Genomic DNA, 16,422 nt, shown 5'->3' on the forward strand with positions numbered 1-16,422 from the left:
CCAAGGACCCGGATGAACGTTCTCCTGGACAACCTCTCCCTCTACGCCGAGGGCCTGCTCGGCACCATCGAGCTCACCGTCTACGGCTCGCTGCTCGCGCTCGTCCTCGGCTTCGTCATGGCCTCCTTCCGGGTGGCGCCCGTCGGCTCGTTGCGCGTCTTCGGCACCGTGTGGGTGACGGTGCTCCGCAACACCCCGCTCACCCTGCTGTTCTTCGCGGTGATGCTGGGGCTGCCGCGCTTCGGGATCGTGCTGCCCTTCGAGCTCTTCGCGGTCCTCGCCCTCGGCTGCTACACCTCCGCGTTCATCTGCGAGGCGCTGCGCGCGGGCATCAACACCGTGCCCACCGGCCAGGGCGAGGCCGCCCGCAGCCTGGGCATGACCTTCGTCCAGACCCTCGGCGGCGTCGTGCTGCCGCAGGCGTTCCGCTCGGTCATCCCGCCGGTCGGCTCGACCCTGATCGCGCTCGCCAAGAACTCGGCGATCGCCGGGGCGTTCAGCGTCACCGAGCTGCTGGGCACGTACAAGACGCTCAACGAGCTGGGCTACAGCATCATCTGGTCCTTCGTATGGATCGCCGTCGGCTATCTGATCGTGACGCTGTCCATCAGCGCGATCTTCAATCTGCTGGAGAAGCGCTGGGGAGTGGCCCGATGACCACCAGCACCGCCCTCTACGACATCCCCGGCCCGCTCGCCCGGCGCCGTCACCGCCTCTACGGCGTCCTCGCCACGGTGGTGATCCTCGGCATCGTCGCCTGGGCGCTCTACCTCCTCTTCGACACCGGGCAGTTCACGGCCGCCAAGTGGAGTCCGTTCGCGTACGAGGGCATCCAGGAGATGCTGCTGCGGGGGCTGGGCAACACCCTCAAGGCCTTCGCCTACGCCGCCGTGCTCTCCCTCGCCCTCGGCGGGGTCCTGGCCTGCGGCCGGCTGTCGGTCCACCGGCCGCTGCGCTGGGCCGCCACGGTCGTGGTGGAGTTCTTCCGCGCCATGCCGGTGCTGGTGATGATCTTCTTCGTCTTCGTCGCCCTCAAGGTCCAGCCGCTGCCCGCCCTGGTCACCGGCCTGACCCTCTACAACGGCTCGGTGCTGGCCGAGGTCTTCCGCACCGGCGTGAACTCCGTGGAGCGCGGCCAGCGCGAGGCGGCGTACTCGCTGGGCATGCACAAGACCCAGGTGATGACCTACGTCCTGGTCCCGCAGGCGCTGCGGGCGATGCTGCCCACCATCATCAGCCAGCTGGTCGTCGCCCTGAAGGACACCTCGCTCGGCTTCCTGATCACCTACGAGGAGTTCCTCCACGCGGGCAAGCTGATCGCCGGCAACCTCGACTACGACCTGCCCTTCATCCCCGTCGTCATGATCATCTCCCCGGTCTACATCGGGATGTGCATGCTGCTGTCCTGGTTCGCCAACTGGGTCGCCAAGCGGCAGCGCCGCAGCCCGAAGACCGAGGCCGTGGAGGTGGCCCCGCCGGAGCCCGGCACGCTGATGCCGGGGGCGGGGACACACCCCTGATCCTCAGCCCTGATCCTCAGCCGTCCGGTCTTCAGGCCTCGCCGCCCTGCCACAGGTCCGGGCCGAAGACCTCGTAGTGGATGCGCGCGGGCGCCACGCCCGCCGCCAGGAGCTGGGCGCGGGCGGCCTTCAGGAACGGGACGGGGCCGCAGAGGTAGGCGGTGGTGCCGGCCGGGATGTCGAGGAGGGACAGGTCGGCCAGGCCCGTGCGGTCGGCCGGGCGGGGAGCCTCGGGGTGCTCGTACCAGACGTGGGCGGTGGCGTCGGGGAGCTTGGCGGTGAGCTGCTCGAGGTTGGTGCGGAAGGCGTGGGTGCTCTCGCCGCGGTCGGCGTGCACGGCGATGACGCGGCGGGTGGCGCCGGTGGCGGCGAGGTGGGAGAGCATGCCGATCATCGGGGTGCAGCCGATGCCGGCGGAGGCCAGCAGGAGCGGCGCGTCGCCATCGTCGAGGGTGACGTCGCCGAAGGGGTGGCTCAAAGTCAACGGGTCGCCGACGGCGACGTGGTCGTGGAGGTGGTTCGAGACCTCGCCGGCCGGGGTGCCGGCCACGCGCTTGACGGAGAACTGCAGGGCGTCCTCGGGGTGGCCGGAAAGGCTGTACTGGCGGATCTGGCGGGCGCCGTCGGGGAGGGCGACCTGGACGGAGACGTACTGGCCGGGGCGGGCGGCGGGCAGCGGGCGGCCGTCCTGCGGGCGGACGAGGAAGGTGGTGACCTCGGACGTCTCCTGGTGGCGGGCGACGACGCGGTAGGGCCGCCAGGTAGCGCCGAGCAGGACGCCGGCCTGCTCGTAGAGCCGGGCCTCGATGGCGATGAGGGCGTGGGCCATGAGCCAGTAGACCTCGTCCCAGGCGGCGGCGACCTCGGGGGTGACCGCGTCGCCCAGCACCTCGGCGATGGCGGCGAAGAGGTGCCGCTGGACGACGGCGTACTGCTCTCGGCTGACGCCCAGGGAGGCGTGCTTGTGGGCGATGCGCGAGAGCATCGCGTCGGGGCGGACGTCCGGGTGCTCGACCAGCGCGGTGGCGAAGGCGGCGACGGCGCCGGCGAGAGCCCGCTGCTGGCTGCCGTCGGCCTGGTTGCCGCGGTTGAACAGGTCGCGCAGCAGCTCGGGGTGGGCGGCGAAGAGCTTGTCGTAGAACAGCGGGGTGATCTCGCCGATGGCTCCGCCGACGGCGGGCAGGGTGGCGCGGACGATCTCGGTCGACCTGGGGGACAGCATCGGCGCTCCTCGCATGTGCGTGTGGCTGTTAATTGGTATCTGAGATGCGTATTTTTGGATGTGCGAAAGGCCCGGTGGCGGGGGATCGTCAGCTTCCGGGGCGCGTCCCGAGGCTCAGCAGCACCGGGCCCGTCGGCGGTCCGGTCAGCTCCTCGACCGTGATCGGGTCGAGCGCGGCGAAGAACGCCTCCTGCGCGGCGCGCAGTGCCCCGCGCAGCCGGCAGGCGCCGCGCAGCGGGCACGGGGGCTCGTCCTCGCAGCCCACGACGTCGCCCGCGCCCTCGAGCTCGCGCACGAGCCGGCCGACCGAGCCCGTGCGTCCGGCGGGGGTGAGGGTCAGTCCGCCGCCCCGGCCCCGGCGGGCCTCGACGACCCCCAGGTGCTGCAGACGGCTGACGACCTTGGCGGCGTGGGTGTAGGGCACGTCGACGGCGTCGGCCACCTCGCGGGTGGTCGGCGCGGCGTCCTCGGTCCCGTCCGTCACCGCGAGGCGCATGGCGATGCGCAGGGCGATGTCGGTGCTCTTGGTCAGTCGCACGATCCCACCGTAGCTAATTGGATTCTCAGATGCCAATTATCGGGGCACGGCATCGGATTGACAGGACACGATCACGCCGGAAGTCTGGGCCCTCGCTGGTTGACCCATCAGTAACAACCAGCTTTGTGAAGACTGTTTCCGGACTTTTTGGAGCACTTGTGGCACGACTGCGCGAACGCGGTACGCGATACGGAAAGGCGCTGGCGGCGCTCGGCGCGGCCTCGGTCCTGACGGCGGGAGCGACGGGCGCCGCCGGGGCGGCCACCCCGGCGGCCGGACAGACCGGCGGCGCCCGCTACGTCGCCCTGGGCGACTCGTACACCTCCGGTCCCGGCATCCCCGAGCAGACCGGCGGCGACTGCGCCCGGTCCAGCGTCAACTACCCCGCGCTGACCGCGAAGGCCCTGGGGCAGACGTCCTTCACGGACGTCAGCTGCAGCGGCGCCACCACCGACGACATGTGGCGCGCGCAGGGCGAGAACCAGCCGCAGCTGGACGCCCTCGGCAAGCGCACCAAGCTGGTCACCGTCGGCATCGGCGGCAACGACATCGGCTTCGGCTCCATCATCGGCACCTGCGCCCAGCTCTCGGTCACCGACCCGGCCGGCGCCCCGTGCAAGAAGCAGTACACGGCGCCCGACGGCACCGACCAGCTCACCACGCGCGTCAACGAGGCGGCCCCCAAGATCGCCCGGGTGCTGAAGGCCGTGCACGAGCGCGCCCCCTACGCCAAGGTCGTGCTCGTCGGCTACCCGACGATCATGCCGGACAGCGGCGCGAGCTGCTTCCCGGCCGTGCCGATCGCCGCCGGCGACGCCGCCTACCTGCGGGACACCGAGAAGCGCCTGAACACGATGCTCCAGGAGCAGGCCCGCGTGGCGCACGTCCGCTTCGCCGACACCTACGGCCCGACCACCGGCCACGACGTGTGCGTGCCCGCCGCGGACCGCTGGGTCGAGGGCGTGAGCCCCGAGAGCCCGGCCGCCCCCTTCCACCCGAACGCCAAGGGCGAGCAGGCCATGGCGGGGGCGGTCATCGCCCGCGTGCGCTCCTAGGACGAGTGCTGGGGCGAGTGCTAGGGCGAGTGCTAGGGCGAGTGCCCTGTCGGCGGGCGGGCTCCGCGAGTAGGCTCCGGGGCCCGTTCGTCCGACACGGAGGCACCCATGGCCCTCGCCAGACCGAACACCCGCCGGAGCCTGCCCGTTCTGGCGGCGACGGCCGCGCTCCTCGCCGGGGCGCTGTCGTCGCCGGCCGCCGCGGGGCCCGGCCCCGCGGCGGCCCGCCCGCCCGGCAAGTCACCCGTCGCGGTCGGCTACGGCGGGGCGGTGGCCAGCGTCGACGCCGACGCCTCGGCGGCCGGCATCGAGGTGCTCCGCAAGGGCGGCAACGCCGTGGACGCGGCGGTGGCCACCGCCGCCGCCCTCGGCGTCACCGAGCCCTACTCGGCCGGCATCGGCGGAGGCGGCTACTTCGTCCACTACGACGCGAAGTCGGGAGAGGTCTCCACCCTCGACGGCCGCGAGAAGGCCCCGCTCAGCGCCACCAAGGACCTCTTCGTGGAGAAGGGCCGGCCCCTGCCCTTCGCCGACGCCGTCACCAGCGGCCTCAGCGTCGGCACCCCCGGCACCCCCGCCACCTGGGACACCGCCCTGCGCACCTGGGGCAGCCGCCCGCTGGGCGAGGTCCTGCGGCCGGCCCAGCGGATCGCCCGCGACGGCTTCACCGTCGACGAGACCTTCCGCAATCAGACGGCCGACAACCAGGCGCGCTTCAAGGACTTCCCCGCCACCGCCAAGCTGTTCCTGCCCGGCGGCAAGCCGCCCGCGGTGGGCTCGACGCTGAAGAACCCCGACCTCGCCCGCACCTACGACCTGCTGGCCCGTCAGGGCGTGGACGCCGTCTACCGCGGCGCGGTCGGGCGTGACATCGTCCGCACCGTCCGCAAGCCCCCCGTCGACCCCGCCTCCCGGCGCGTCGCCCGCCCCGGCGACCTGACGGAGAAGGACCTGCGCTCCTACGCGGCACGCACCCAGGCCCCCACCCACGTGTCCTACCGAGGCCTGGACGTCTACGGCATCGCCCCCTCCTCGTCCGGCGGGACGACCGTCGGCGAGGCGCTGAACATCCTGGAGAACTCCCGGCTGAGCCGCCTGGACCGCACGAGCTACCTGCACCGCTACATCGAGGCCAGCCGGATCGCCTTCGCGGACCGCAACCGCTGGGTGGGCGACCCGGCGTTCGAGAAGGTGCCCGTCGCCGGGCTCACCTCGCAGCGCTTCGCCGACGCGCGCGCCTGCCTCATCAGGGACGACGCGGTCCTCACCAGCCCGCTGCCGCCCGGCGACCCGTCCGGGCGGACGCCGTGCGCGATGCGGGGCACGCCCGCCCCCACGCCGTACGAGGGCGAGCACACCACGCATCTGACGGTCGCCGACAAGTGGGGCAACGTCGTCGCGTACACGCTCACCATCGAGCAGACCGGCGGCAGCGGCATCACCGTGCCCGGCCGCGGATTCCTGCTCAACAACGAGCTGACCGACTTCTCCTTCACGCCCGTCAGCCCCGGCGTCCACGACCCCAACCTCCCCGGCCCGGGCAAGCGCCCGCGCTCCTCGCTGTCGCCGACGATCGTCCTCGACCACGGCACGCCCGCGTTCGCGCTCGGTTCGCCCGGCGGCGCGACGATCATCACCACCGTGCTGCAGACGCTGCTCAACCACGTCGACCGGAAGATGCCGCTCGTCGAGGCGATCGCGGCGCCGCGCGCCAGCCAGCGCAACGCGACGGCGACGGAGCTGGAGCCGGGGCTGTGGGACGACCCGGTGCGCGAGCGGCTCGAGGCCAAGGGTCATGTCTTCAAGCAGAACCCCGAGATCGGCGCGGCGACGGGCGTCGAGCGGCTGCCCGACGGGCGATGGCTGGCCGCCGCCGAGAAGACGCGGCGCGGGGGCGGCTCGGCGATGGTGGTACGACCGGCGCGATAACCCACCGTCCGTCCCCCACATGGGTGCATCCTGCGGTGACCCGATTCGACCGGTCGTACCCCGGTCAGATTGAGTCCTGTGGCCGCGACGTGGGGGAATCGCATCATCCGGCTCAGGCGTACCCGTCGACTCGGGCGCACCCGCCGGCCCAGGCCCTTCCGGGACATCCCGGGCCCGGGCCGGCTCGTGCTCGTGGGACTGATCGCGGCGTGGCTGCTGACCGGCCCCGCCGCGATCGCGACCGCCGACGGGAAGGCCGTCCCGCGGTGCGACGTGGGCGCCTACCTCAGTGACCTGTACGACCTCGATCCGGCGAAGCACACCTTCTCGGCCCGGCTGTCCCTGTGGTCCGTCTGCGACGGCAAGGACGACGACCCGCTGCCCACGGCGTCCTTCACCAACGCCAACGACCCTCAGAAGGGCGAGCCGGTCCTGACGACGGAAAAGGGCCGGTTCAGGGACGTGCTGCCGCTGCAGAGCGTCTTCCGGCAGGACTGGGACGTACGGGCCTTCCCCTTCGACCGGCACCGGATCGAGATCCTGGTGACCTCCGTGCCCAATACCGACCGGTTCCGCTTCGCCGCGGACAGCGCCAACTCCGCCGCCAACGACGACATCGCGCCGCCCGGTTGGCGGATGACCGGCTTCCGGGTGATGACCGTGGAGCGGCGCTATCCCACCACCTTCGGCGACGCCACGCGTCCCCGGGGTGCCGGCAGCACCCACAGCCGCCTCGTCGTCCGGATCGACCTCGCGCGCGACGACCCGACGGTCTTCTGGAAGCTGACCGGCCCGCTGTACCTGATGCTGCTCGTCGGCACCGCCACCTTCCTGCTCCCCTCGCACAGCGACGAGCTGACCATGGCCGAGCGGCTGGACACCCTGCAGAGCCGGCTGGCCCTGCTGGGTGGCGGGCTCTTCGTGGTGATGCTCAACATGCAGCAGGTCAACGAGGTCGTCACCAGCAGCGCGGGGCTCACGCTCATCGACGGGCTGCATCTGCTCACGCTGGTCTACGTGCTGCTGGCGGTGCTCGCCACGGTGCTGTCCTGGCGCTGGACGGTGCACGGCGGGGATCCCGCAAAGGTGGAACGGCTCCACCACCGCGGCGCCCTGTTCGGGCTGGTGGGGTACGCGCTGGTCGCCGGGGCGATGGTGGGGTGCGCGGCCGCGGTGGGGTGACGCGGGCGCCGAAACCAGCCCGTCATGCTCATGGCGGAGGCGGGATCGGCCGCCCGTATGGCCGCGCGGGCGGGTTTTCCACAGGAACCGCGATGGTCTTGCCACAGGGAGTGACGAGACCTACGGTCGCATGCACACGCGGATCTTCGCGTATCAGCCTGGTAGAAGCACGCCCCGGCAGAGGAGCAGCTCATGGCCAACGTTGTCCGTGCCGCACTGGTCCAGGCGACCTGGACCGGTGACACCGAGTCCATGATCGCCAAGCATGAGGAGCACGCCCGCGCGGCCGCCGCGCAGGGTGCCAAGGTGATCGGCTTTCAGGAGGTGTTCAACGCCCCCTACTTCTGCCAGGTACAGGACGACGAACACTTCCGCTGGGCCGAGCCCGTCCCCGACGGCCCGACCGTCCGCCGGATGCGCGACCTCGCCCGGGAGACCGGCATGGTGATCGTCGTACCGGTCTTCGAGGTCGAGTCGTCCGGCTTCTACTACAACACCGCCGCCGTCATCGACGCCGACGGCAGCTACCTGGGGAAGTACCGCAAGCACCACATCCCGCAGGTCAGAGGCTTCTGGGAGAAGTTCTACTTCAAGCCCGGCAACCTCGGCTGGCCCGTCTTCGACACCGCCGTCGGCAAGGTCGGGGTCTACATCTGCTACGACCGCCACTTCCCCGAGGGCTGGCGCTCGCTCGGCCTCGAGGGCGCCCAGCTCGTCTACAACCCCTCCGCGACCTCCCGCGGCCTGTCCGGGTACCTGTGGCGGCTCGAGCAGCCGGCGGCCGCCGTCGCCAACGAGTACTTCATCGCCGCGATCAACCGCGTCGGCCAGGAGCAGTACGGCGACAACGACTTCTACGGCACCTCCTACTTCGTCGACCCGCGCGGGCAGTTCGTGGGGGAGGTCGCCAGCGACACGAAGGAGGAACTCCTCGTCCGCGACCTGGACTTCGACCTCATCGAGGAGGTCCGCCGGCAGTGGGCGTTCTACCGGGACCGCAGGCCCGACGCCTACGACGGGCTGGTGCGGCCATGAGCCCGCTGCAGCCCTCCCTGCACGCCCGGCACCGGGCCGTCATGCCCGAGTGGCTCGCCCTCTACTACCGCGAGCCGCTCGAGCTCACCCACGGCGAGGGCCGGTACGTCTGGGACGCCGGCGGCCGGCGCTACCTCGACTTCTTCGGCGGCATCCTCACCACCATGACCGCCCACGCCCTGCCCGAGGTCGCCAAGGCCGTCAGCGAGCAGGCCGTGCGCATCCTGCACACCTCCACCCTCTACCTCGACCGGCACATGGTGGAGCTCGCCGAGCGCGTCGCGGCCCTGTCCGGCATCCCCGACGCCCGGGTCTACTTCACCGCCTCGGGCACCGAGGCCACCGACACGGCCCTGCTGCTGGCCACCGCCCACCGGCGCTCCAACCAGGTCCTGGCCATGCGCAACAGCTACCACGGCCGCTCCTTCTCCGCCGTCGCCGTCACCGGCAACTCCGCCTGGTCGCCCACCAGCCTCTCGCCGCTGCAGACCCTCTACGTCCACGGCGCGGTCCGCACCCGGGGCCCCTACGCCCACCTGTCCGACGGCGAGTTCATCGAGGCCTGCGTCGCGGACCTCGAGGACGTCCTCGGCCAGACGCACGGCACCGTCGCCGCGCTGATCGCCGAACCGGTGCAGGGCGTCGGCGGCTTCACCGCCCCGCCCGACGGGCTCTACGCCGCCTTCCGCGAGGTCCTCGCCCCCCGCGGCATCCTGTGGATCAGCGACGAGGTGCAGACCGGCTGGGGCCGCACCGGCGACCACTTCTGGGGCTGGCAGGCGCACGCCGCGGCCGGCCCGCCGGACCTGCTGACCTTCGCCAAGGGCATCGGCAACGGCATGTCGATCGGAGGGGTCGTCGCTCGCGCGGAGGTCATGAACTGCCTCGGGGCCAACTCCATCTCCACCTTCGGCGGCAGCCCCGTCACCATGGCCGCGGGGCTCGCCAACCTCACCTACCTCCTCGAGCACGACCTGCAGGGCAACGCCCGCCGCGTCGGCGGCCTGCTCATCGAGCGGCTGCGCGCCATCGCCGCCGGGCTGCCGGTCGTCCGCGAGGTCCGGGGCCGCGGGCTGATGATCGGCATCGAGCTCGTCGGACCCGACGGCTCGCCCTCGCCGCGCGCCGCCTCCCTCGCCCTCGAACACGCCCGCGAGGCCGGCCTGCTGATCGGCAAGGGCGGCCGCGAGGGCAACGTCCTGCGCCTCGCCCCACCCCTGACGCTGACCGTGGCCGAGGCGGAGGAGGGCGCCGCGGCCCTGGAGGAGGCGCTGCGCCGGACGGGACACACCATCGCCGAGGAGCAACGACCATGACCACAACGATCATCAGCGGCGGGCTGGTCATCACCGCCGCCGACGAGACCCGCGCCGACGTCCTCGTCGAGGACGGCAAGGTCGCCGCGCTGGCCTCGCCCGGCAGCGCCTGCGCCCGCGGCTGGAGCGCCGACCGCACCATCGACGCCACGGGGAAGTACGTCATCCCCGGCGGCGTCGACGCCCACACCCACTTCGAGCTCCCCTTCGGCGGCACGTCCTCCTCGGACACCTTCGAGACGGGCACGCGCGCCGCCGCCTGGGGCGGCACGACCACCGTCGTCGACTTCGCGGTCCAGTCGCGCGGACGGGCGCTGCGCGAGGGCCTGGACGCCTGGCACGCCAAGGCCGAGGGCAAGTGCGCCATCGACTACGCCTTCCACATGATCCTCTCCGATGTGAACGACGGCTCCCTGAAGGAGCTGGACCTCCTGGTCGAGGAGGGAGTGACGTCGTTCAAGCTGTTCATGGCCTACCCCGGGGTGTTCTACAGCGACGACGGGCAGATCCTGCGGGCCATGCAGAGATCCGCCGGCAACGGCGGGCTGATCATGATGCACGCCGAGAACGGCATCGCCATCGACGTCCTGGTCGAACAGGCCCTCGCCGCCGGCAGGACCGACCCCCGCTACCACGGCGAAGTCCGCAAGGCCCTGCTGGAGGCCGAGGCCACCCACCGGGCGATCCAGCTCGCCCGCGTCGCCGGCAGCCCGCTCTACGTCGTCCACGTCTCCGCGGAGGAGGCCGTCGCCGAGCTGGTCCAGGCGCGCGACAAGGGCCTGCCGGTCTTCGGCGAGACCTGCCCGCAGTACCTCTTCCTGTCCACCGACAACCTCGCCGAGCCGGACTTCGAGGGCGCCAAATACGTCTGCTCCACGCCGCTGCGCCCGCGCGAGCACCAGGCCGCGCTCTGGCGCGGGCTGCGCACCGACGATCTGCAGGTGGTCTCCACCGACCACTGCCCCTTCTGCTTCTCCGGCCAGAAGGAGCTGGGCCGCGGCGACTTCTCGAAGATCCCCAACGGCCTGCCGGGCGTGGAGAACAGGATGGACCTGCTCCACCAGGCCGTCGTGGACGGCCACATCTCCCGCCGCCGCTGGATCGAGATCGCCTGCGCCGCGCCCGCCCGCATGTTCGGCCTCGCCCCGCACAAGGGCGGCATCGCCCCCGGCGGCGACGCCGACATCGTCGTCTACGACCCGCACGTCACGCAGACGCTCTCCGCCGAGACCCACCACATGAACGTCGACTACTCGGCCTACGAGGGCAAGCGCGTCACCGGACAGGTCGAGACCGTCCTCTCGCGCGGCGAGGTCGTCATCGACCGCGGACGCTTCACCGGCCGGGCGGGACACGGGCGCTACGTACCGCGCGCCACCTGCCAGTACCTCAGCTAGCCCGCACGTAAGGAGTATCCCGCACCGTGGACTTCGGCCTCGTCCTCCAGACCGACCCGCCCGCCTCCGCCGTCGTCGAGCTCATGCGCACCGCCGAGCGGTCCGGCTTCCGCTACGGCTGGACCTTCGACTCCGCCGTGCTGTGGCAGGAGCCCTTCGTCATCTACAGCCGCATCCTGGAACACACCGAACGCCTCGTCGTCGGCCCCATGGTCACCAACCCCTCCACCCGCAGCCCGGAGGTCACCGCCTCCACCTTCGCCACCCTCAACGACATGTACGGCAACCGCACGGTGTGCGGCATCGGCCGGGGAGACTCCGCGATGCGGGTGGCGGGCCGCAAGCCCAACACCCTGGCCACGCTCAGCGAGGCGATGCGGGTCATCCGCGACCTGGCGGAGGGCCGGGAGACGGACATAGACGGTACGGCGCTGCGACTGCCCTGGGTGCGCGACGGCCGGCTTCCCGTCTGGATGGCGGCCTACGGCCCCAAGGCCTTGGCCCTCGCCGGCCGGGAGGCCGACGGGTTCATCCTCCAGCTCGCCGACCCGTATCTGACGGAGTGGATGATCAAGGCCGTCCGCGACGCGGCCGCCGAAGCGGGCCGCGACCCCGCCTCCGTCACCATCTGCGTGGCCGCGCCCGCCTACGTCGGCGACGACCTCGGCCACGCCCGCGACCAGTGCCGCTGGTTCGGTGGCATGGTCGGCAACCACGTCGCCGACCTCGTCACCCGCTACGGCGAGCACTCCGGCCTGGTCCCCGAGGCGCTCACGGCGTACATCAAGCAGCGCGCGGGCTACGACTACAGTCACCACGGCCGCGCCGGCAACCCCTCCACGGACTTCGTGCCGGACGAGATCGTCGACCGCTTCTGCCTGCTGGGCCCGGTGGCGGCGCACCGCGAACGGCTGGAGCGGCTGCGGGAGCTGGGCGTGGACCAGTTCGCCGTCTACGCCATGCACGACGCGAAGGAGGAGACGATCCGGGCCTACGGGGAGCACATCATTCCGGCGCTGGGCGGATGACGCGGACGACGGCGCCGGCCGGGGGTGCTACGGAACGCGCGCCGTCCACTCCGGCGAGGAGAACTTCACGGCGGCGAGCTCCTCGGCCCGCGCCCGCTCCTCCGCCGTGACGGAGCCCTCCCGCAGCCCGTACCGCCCGCGGAACGACTCGATCATCCTCTCGATGACGGCCGGCCGCGGGAGCCCGGTCTGGCGGCGCAGGGGATCCACCCTCTTCTTGGCGCTCTTCGTGCCCTTGTCGGACAGCTTCTCCTTGCCGATGCGCAGCACCTCGAGCATCTTGTCGGCGTCCATGTCGTAGGCCATGGTCACGTGGTGCAGCACCGCACCGTTCTCGCCGACCATCCGCTTCTGCGCGGCTCCGGCGATCTTCCCGGCCTCGGTGGCGATGTCGTTCAGCGGCTGGTACCAGGCCTTGACGCCCATGTCCCCGAGGGCGGCCAGCACCCAGTCGTCGAGGTAGGCGTAGCTGTCCGCGAAGGACAGCCCCTGCACGAGCGAGTCCGGCACGTACAGCGAGTAGGTGATCGTGCTCTGGGGTTCCACGAACATGGCCCCGCCACCGCTGATGCGCCGCACCACCGTCATGCCGTGACGTTCGGCGGACGGCATGTCCACCTCGTTGCGCAGGGACTGGAAGCTGCCGATGACCACGGCCGGGGATTCCCATTCCCACACGCGCAGCGTCGGCGGCCGGCGGCCGGAGGCGACCTCGGCGGTCAGCACCTCGTCCAGCGCCATGTGCAGGGCGGGGGGCTGGGGGCCGTCGTGGATGAGCTGCCAGTCGTAGTGGTGCCAGTCGGTGGCCTGGGCCAGGGCGCGGCGCACGGCGATGCCCACGGCCTCCGACGAGAAGCCGAACATGACCGTGCCCTCCGGCAGGGCGGCGTCGATACGGGCGGCCAGCTCGGGGGCGGTCAGGTCCGCGTCGGCGCCCTCCAGTGCCCGGTCGATGTCGAGCAGCGCCTCGTCCGGCTCCAGGAAGAAGTCCCCGGCGACCCGCACGTCGCGCAGCGCCCCGTCCCGGACCTCCACGTCGACGACGACGAGCTTGCCGCCCGGCACCTTGTATTCACCGTGCACGGCGCACCCTCCAGCTTCGTTTCTCCCGCCGGCTCATCCGGCCGGCGACGGAAACCCACCGTAACTCCGTCCCCGATCATCACGGGGCCGCGGCGGCGCGAGGTGCGCACAGGCGTTCACCGCGATGTCGTCGCGGGGCCACCGCGGCACCACCGAATGTCGGTGTGACGTGGTTCGATGTCCATATGGCTCACATGGTTCCCACGGTCGACGCGTTCCTCGCGGGGCGGATGGACGAGGTCGAGGAGACGGTCCGCAAGGCGGCCGCCGCCGAGATCATGCCGCGCTTCCGGCAGCTCGCGACGGACGAGATCGTCGAGAAGAACGGCCCCTACGACCTGGTGACCGTCGCCGACCGGCGCGCCGAGGAGCACCTGACGGCAGCGCTCACCGCCCTGCTGCCCGGCTCGGTCGTCGTCGGCGAGGAGGCCGTGTACGCGGACCCGGGCGTGCTGCGCGCGCTGCGCGGCGAGGACCCGGTGTGGATCGTCGACCCGGTCGACGGCACCCGGCAGTTCGTGAACGGCGACGCCGGCTTCGCCACCCTGGTCTGCCTCGCGCACCACGGCGAGCTGCTCGCCTCCTGGACGTACGCCCCCGCCCTGGACCAGATGGCGATCGCCCGCCGCGGCGGCGGGGCGACGCTCAACGGCGAGCCGCTGCGCTGCGGCTCGCCCGAGCCGGGCCGCGATCTGGAAGTGGCCATATCGCACTACGACTTCACCACCGACGAGGAGAAGCGCGTCCTGGCGGCGCTGCTGACGGAGGGCATCGCTCCGCGCCCCTGCGGCTCGGCGGGCCTGGAATACCTGCACGTGGCCCAGGGCCGGCTGGACGGGCTGGCTTTTTCCTGGGAGAACCCCTGGGATCACGCCGCCGGGCTGCTGCTGGTCGCCGAGGCGGGCGGCGCGAGCGGGACGCTCGCCGGCGAGCCCTTCCGTATCGCGGGCGGCAACACCCTGCCGTTCAGCGCGGCGCGGGACGAGCCGACGCTGCGGCATATCCTGGGCCTGCTGGCATCCGCCGGCTGACCTGACGGGGCGTCCGGCGGGTCGTGAGGCGACGAGGGGAGCCGTCCGGTGGCCACCATGCTCGACGCGGTCGTCGTGGGAGCGGGGCCCAACGGGCTGACCGCCGCGGTGGAACTGGCCCGCCGCGGCCTGACGGTCGAGGTGTTCGAGGCCGCCGACGCCATCGGCGGCGGCGCCCGCACCGAGGAGCTGACCCTCCCCGGCTTCCGCCACGACCCGTGCTCCGCCGTGCATCCCCTCGCCGTGCGCTCGCCCGCGTTCGCCGCCATGCCGCTGGACCGGCACGGCCTGCGGTGGCTCCACCCCGACCTGCCGATGGCCCACCCCTTCCCCAACGGCACGGCCGCGGTCCTCTCGCGGCGCGTCGGCGAGACGGCCGCCTCGCTCGGCCCGCGCGACGCGGGCGCCTACCGCCGGCTCATGGCGCCCTTCCACGGCAAGTGGGACACCCTCGCCACGGACTTCCTGCGCACCCAGTGGGACGGGCTGCCGGCCGACCCCGTCACGTACGCGCGCTTCGGCCTGGTGGCCGCCCAGTCGGCCGCCCTGCTGGCGAGGACGCGCTTCCGGGACGCCAAGGCCCGGGCCCTGTTCGCGGGGCTGGCCGCCCACGGCATCGCGCCGCTCGGCGGCTTCGGGCTCGGCGGCATGGCGCTGATGTTCGCCCTCGCCGCCCACGAGTGCGGCTGGCCCGTCCCGCGCGGCGGCTCGCAGGCCATCGCCGACGCCCTCGCCTCGTACCTGCGCGAGCTCGGCGGCACGATCCACACCGGCTTCGAGGTCAAGCACCTGGACGACCTGCCGCCCGCCCGCGCCTTCGTCTTCGACACCTCGCCGACCGCGCTCGCCCGCATCGCCGGCCTGGGCAACGCCTACGAGCACTTCCGCTACGGCCCCGGCGTCTTCAAGATCGACTACGCGCTGGACGGCCCGGTGCCCTGGACCGCCGAGCCCGCGCGCCGGGCCGGCACGATCCACATCGGCCCCACCTACGAGGAGATCGGCGCCGCCCTGGACGCCGCCACCGCCGGCCACGACCCGTCCGTGCCCTTCCTCATCACCTCCCAGCCCGGCGTCGTGGACCCCACCCGGGCCCCGGAGGGCAAGCACACCTTCTGGGTCTACGGACATGTGCCGAGCGCCTGGGAGGGCGACGCCACCGAGGTCATCGAGCGGCAGATCGAGCGCTTCGCGCCGGGCTTCCGCGACCGCGTCCTGGCGCGGGCCACGGCCGGGCCGCCGGAGCTCGCCGCGCGCAACCCCAACTACATCGGCGGGGACATCGCGACCGGCTCCGTCGCGGGCCTGCGGCTGCTGATCCGGCCCAAGCTGGCGCGCGTGCCGTACGCCACGGCGCACCCCGCCGTGTTCCTGTGCTCGTCCGCCACACCGCCCGGGCCGGGGGTGCACGGGATGTCCGGGCACCACGCGGCGAAGGCGGTCTGGCGACGGCTGCGAGAGGCGTGACGGCCGTGAAGCACCGGGCGGGACGATGGGCGCAGTGACGGCAGGGACGATGTCCGAAATCCGCCAGCCGCGCTCTGCCCCCAGGCATCATCCTGGAACCATGCGCACCGACTCCACCCGTGTCCACACCGTCGTCGACAGCCCCTACGGGCCGCTGACCCTCGTCGCCGCCGACGGCGTGCTGTGCGGCCTGTACATGCTCGGCCATCGCCACCAGCCGCCCGAGGAGACCTTCGGGGCGCGGGACGACGGCGGGCCGTTCCCGGAGGCGGTCCGGCAGCTCACCGCCTACTTCGCGGGCGAGGCGACCGACTTCGACCTCCCGCTCCGCCTCGAGGGCACGCCGTTCCAGCAGCGGGTCTGGGACGAGCTGCGACGGATCCCCTACGGGGAGACGATCAGCTACGGCGAGCTCGCCGCCCGCATCGGCTCCCCGAGCGCCTCCCGCGCGGTCGGCCTGGCGAACGGCAAGAACCCCATCAGCATCATCGTCCCCTGCCATCGCGTCATCGGGGCCAACGGCAGCCTCACCGGCTACGGCGGCGGCCTGGACCGCAAGCGGCAGCTGCTGGCCTTCGAGGGCGGCGGCGAGCCGGCCGACGCCGGGCGCCTGTTCTAG

Annotated in this window: 15 protein-coding genes; 12 read left to right on the forward strand and 3 right to left on the reverse strand. The window is 72.3% G+C overall.

Going from position 1 to position 16,422, the window contains the following annotated elements; genetic code table 11:
• The first annotated feature begins 12 nt into the window (after positions 1-12).
• Together AB4K12_RS11740 and AB4K12_RS11745 are read left to right on the forward strand one after the other, a co-directional pair.
• Positions 13-657: an amino acid ABC transporter permease gene (locus tag AB4K12_RS11740; protein WP_368434152.1), complete on the forward strand. Its 645-nt coding sequence runs from the start codon at positions 13-15 to the stop codon at positions 655-657.
• Positions 654-1,520: an amino acid ABC transporter permease gene (locus AB4K12_RS11745; RefSeq protein WP_368434153.1), complete on the forward strand. Its 867-nt coding sequence runs from the start codon at positions 654-656 to the stop codon at positions 1,518-1,520. Before AB4K12_RS11740 ends, AB4K12_RS11745 begins: the two co-directional genes overlap by 4 nt.
• Positions 1,521-1,551: 31 nt before the next feature.
• Here the strand turns inward: AB4K12_RS11745 and AB4K12_RS11750 are convergent, their stop codons facing one another.
• Both AB4K12_RS11750 and AB4K12_RS11755 read right to left on the reverse strand, forming a co-directional pair.
• A complete protein-coding gene (locus AB4K12_RS11750) occupies positions 1,552-2,742 on the reverse strand; it encodes a globin domain-containing protein (RefSeq protein ID WP_368434154.1) in 1,191 nt (396 codons plus the stop codon).
• Between the two features lie 88 nt (positions 2,743-2,830).
• On the reverse strand, positions 2,831-3,280 hold the full coding sequence (locus AB4K12_RS11755; RefSeq protein ID WP_362250056.1) for an Rrf2 family transcriptional regulator: 450 nt from the start codon (positions 3,278-3,280) through the stop codon (positions 2,831-2,833).
• A 158-nt stretch (positions 3,281-3,438) separates the two neighbouring features.
• Between AB4K12_RS11755 and AB4K12_RS11760 the strand changes: the two genes are divergently transcribed.
• The 7 genes from AB4K12_RS11760 (at position 3,439) to AB4K12_RS11790 (ending at position 12,222) form a co-directional block, all read left to right on the forward strand.
• Entirely contained in the window at positions 3,439-4,335 is an 897-nt protein-coding gene (locus tag AB4K12_RS11760; RefSeq protein WP_368434155.1) for an SGNH/GDSL hydrolase family protein, read from the forward strand.
• A 108-nt stretch (positions 4,336-4,443) separates the two neighbouring features.
• Entirely contained in the window at positions 4,444-6,264 is a 1,821-nt protein-coding gene (gene ggt, locus AB4K12_RS11765) for a gamma-glutamyltransferase (RefSeq protein ID WP_368434156.1), read from the forward strand.
• Positions 6,265-6,456: 192 nt separating this feature from the next.
• Positions 6,457-7,446, forward strand: coding sequence for a hypothetical protein (locus tag AB4K12_RS11770; RefSeq protein WP_368434157.1), 990 nt, complete (start codon positions 6,457-6,459; stop codon positions 7,444-7,446).
• Between the two features lie 192 nt (positions 7,447-7,638).
• Entirely contained in the window at positions 7,639-8,481 is an 843-nt protein-coding gene (locus AB4K12_RS11775) for a nitrilase-related carbon-nitrogen hydrolase (protein ID WP_362252201.1), read from the forward strand.
• The gene (locus tag AB4K12_RS11780) at positions 8,478-9,797 is read left to right on the forward strand and encodes an aspartate aminotransferase family protein (RefSeq protein WP_368434158.1); all 1,320 of its coding nucleotides are present in this window, start codon (positions 8,478-8,480) and stop codon (positions 9,795-9,797) included. The genes AB4K12_RS11775 and AB4K12_RS11780 overlap by 4 nt, the downstream gene beginning before the upstream one ends.
• Positions 9,794-11,194 carry a dihydropyrimidinase gene (gene hydA, locus AB4K12_RS11785; RefSeq protein WP_368434159.1) on the forward strand — a complete coding sequence of 467 codons (1,401 nt, stop codon included), beginning with the start codon at positions 9,794-9,796 and terminating at the stop codon, positions 11,192-11,194. Before AB4K12_RS11780 ends, hydA begins: the two co-directional genes overlap by 4 nt.
• A gap of 26 nt (positions 11,195-11,220) precedes the next feature.
• Positions 11,221-12,222 (forward strand): TIGR03842 family LLM class F420-dependent oxidoreductase, encoded by a 1,002-nt coding sequence (locus AB4K12_RS11790; RefSeq protein ID WP_362252209.1) that lies wholly within the window; start codon positions 11,221-11,223, stop codon positions 12,220-12,222.
• Positions 12,223-12,249: 27 nt separating this feature from the next.
• Here AB4K12_RS11790 and AB4K12_RS11795 read toward each other — a convergent pair whose 3' ends face one another.
• Positions 12,250-13,305 carry a biotin/lipoate A/B protein ligase family protein gene (locus tag AB4K12_RS11795; RefSeq protein WP_368434160.1) on the reverse strand — a complete coding sequence of 352 codons (1,056 nt, stop codon included), beginning with the start codon at positions 13,303-13,305 and terminating at the stop codon, positions 12,250-12,252.
• 194 nt (positions 13,306-13,499) lie between these two features.
• Here AB4K12_RS11795 and AB4K12_RS11800 point away from each other — a divergent pair, with 194 nt between their 5' ends.
• The 3 genes from AB4K12_RS11800 (at position 13,500) to AB4K12_RS11810 (ending at position 16,422) form a co-directional block, all read left to right on the forward strand.
• Entirely contained in the window at positions 13,500-14,336 is an 837-nt protein-coding gene (locus AB4K12_RS11800) for an inositol monophosphatase (protein WP_368434444.1), read from the forward strand.
• A gap of 57 nt (positions 14,337-14,393) precedes the next feature.
• Positions 14,394-15,803, forward strand: a complete 1,410-nt coding sequence (locus tag AB4K12_RS11805; RefSeq protein ID WP_368434445.1) for a phytoene desaturase family protein — start codon at positions 14,394-14,396, stop codon at positions 15,801-15,803.
• 100 nt (positions 15,804-15,903) lie between these two features.
• Positions 15,904-16,422, forward strand: a complete 519-nt coding sequence (locus AB4K12_RS11810) for a methylated-DNA--[protein]-cysteine S-methyltransferase (RefSeq protein ID WP_086570654.1) — start codon at positions 15,904-15,906, stop codon at positions 16,420-16,422.

It is taken from the genome of Streptomyces sp. C36 (assembly GCF_040932295.1).
GTDB classification, from domain to species: Bacteria; Actinomycetota; Actinomycetes; order Streptomycetales; family Streptomycetaceae; genus Streptomyces; species Streptomyces triculaminicus.

Bases quoted from the DNA above. Each gene is read 5' to 3' on its own strand.
- AB4K12_RS11780 (WP_368434158.1), top strand. From the start codon at position 8,478: ATGAGCCCGCTGCAGCCCTCCCTGCACGCCCGGCACCGGGCCGTCATG.
- AB4K12_RS11745 (WP_368434153.1), top strand. From the start codon at position 654: ATGACCACCAGCACCGCCCTCTACGACATCCCCGGCCCGCTCGCCCGG.
- AB4K12_RS11800 (WP_368434444.1), top strand. From the start codon at position 13,500: ATGGTTCCCACGGTCGACGCGTTCCTCGCGGGGCGGATGGACGAGGTC.
- hydA (WP_368434159.1), top strand. From the start codon at position 9,794: ATGACCACAACGATCATCAGCGGCGGGCTGGTCATCACCGCCGCCGAC.
- AB4K12_RS11810 (WP_086570654.1), top strand. From the start codon at position 15,904: ATGCGCACCGACTCCACCCGTGTCCACACCGTCGTCGACAGCCCCTAC.
- AB4K12_RS11775 (WP_362252201.1), top strand. From the start codon at position 7,639: ATGGCCAACGTTGTCCGTGCCGCACTGGTCCAGGCGACCTGGACCGGT.
- AB4K12_RS11750 (WP_368434154.1), bottom strand. From the start codon at position 2,742: ATGCTGTCCCCCAGGTCGACCGAGATCGTCCGCGCCACCCTGCCCGCC.
- ggt (WP_368434156.1), top strand. From the start codon at position 4,444: ATGGCCCTCGCCAGACCGAACACCCGCCGGAGCCTGCCCGTTCTGGCG.
- AB4K12_RS11740 (WP_368434152.1), top strand. From the start codon at position 13: ATGAACGTTCTCCTGGACAACCTCTCCCTCTACGCCGAGGGCCTGCTC.
- AB4K12_RS11805 (WP_368434445.1), top strand. From the start codon at position 14,394: ATGCTCGACGCGGTCGTCGTGGGAGCGGGGCCCAACGGGCTGACCGCC.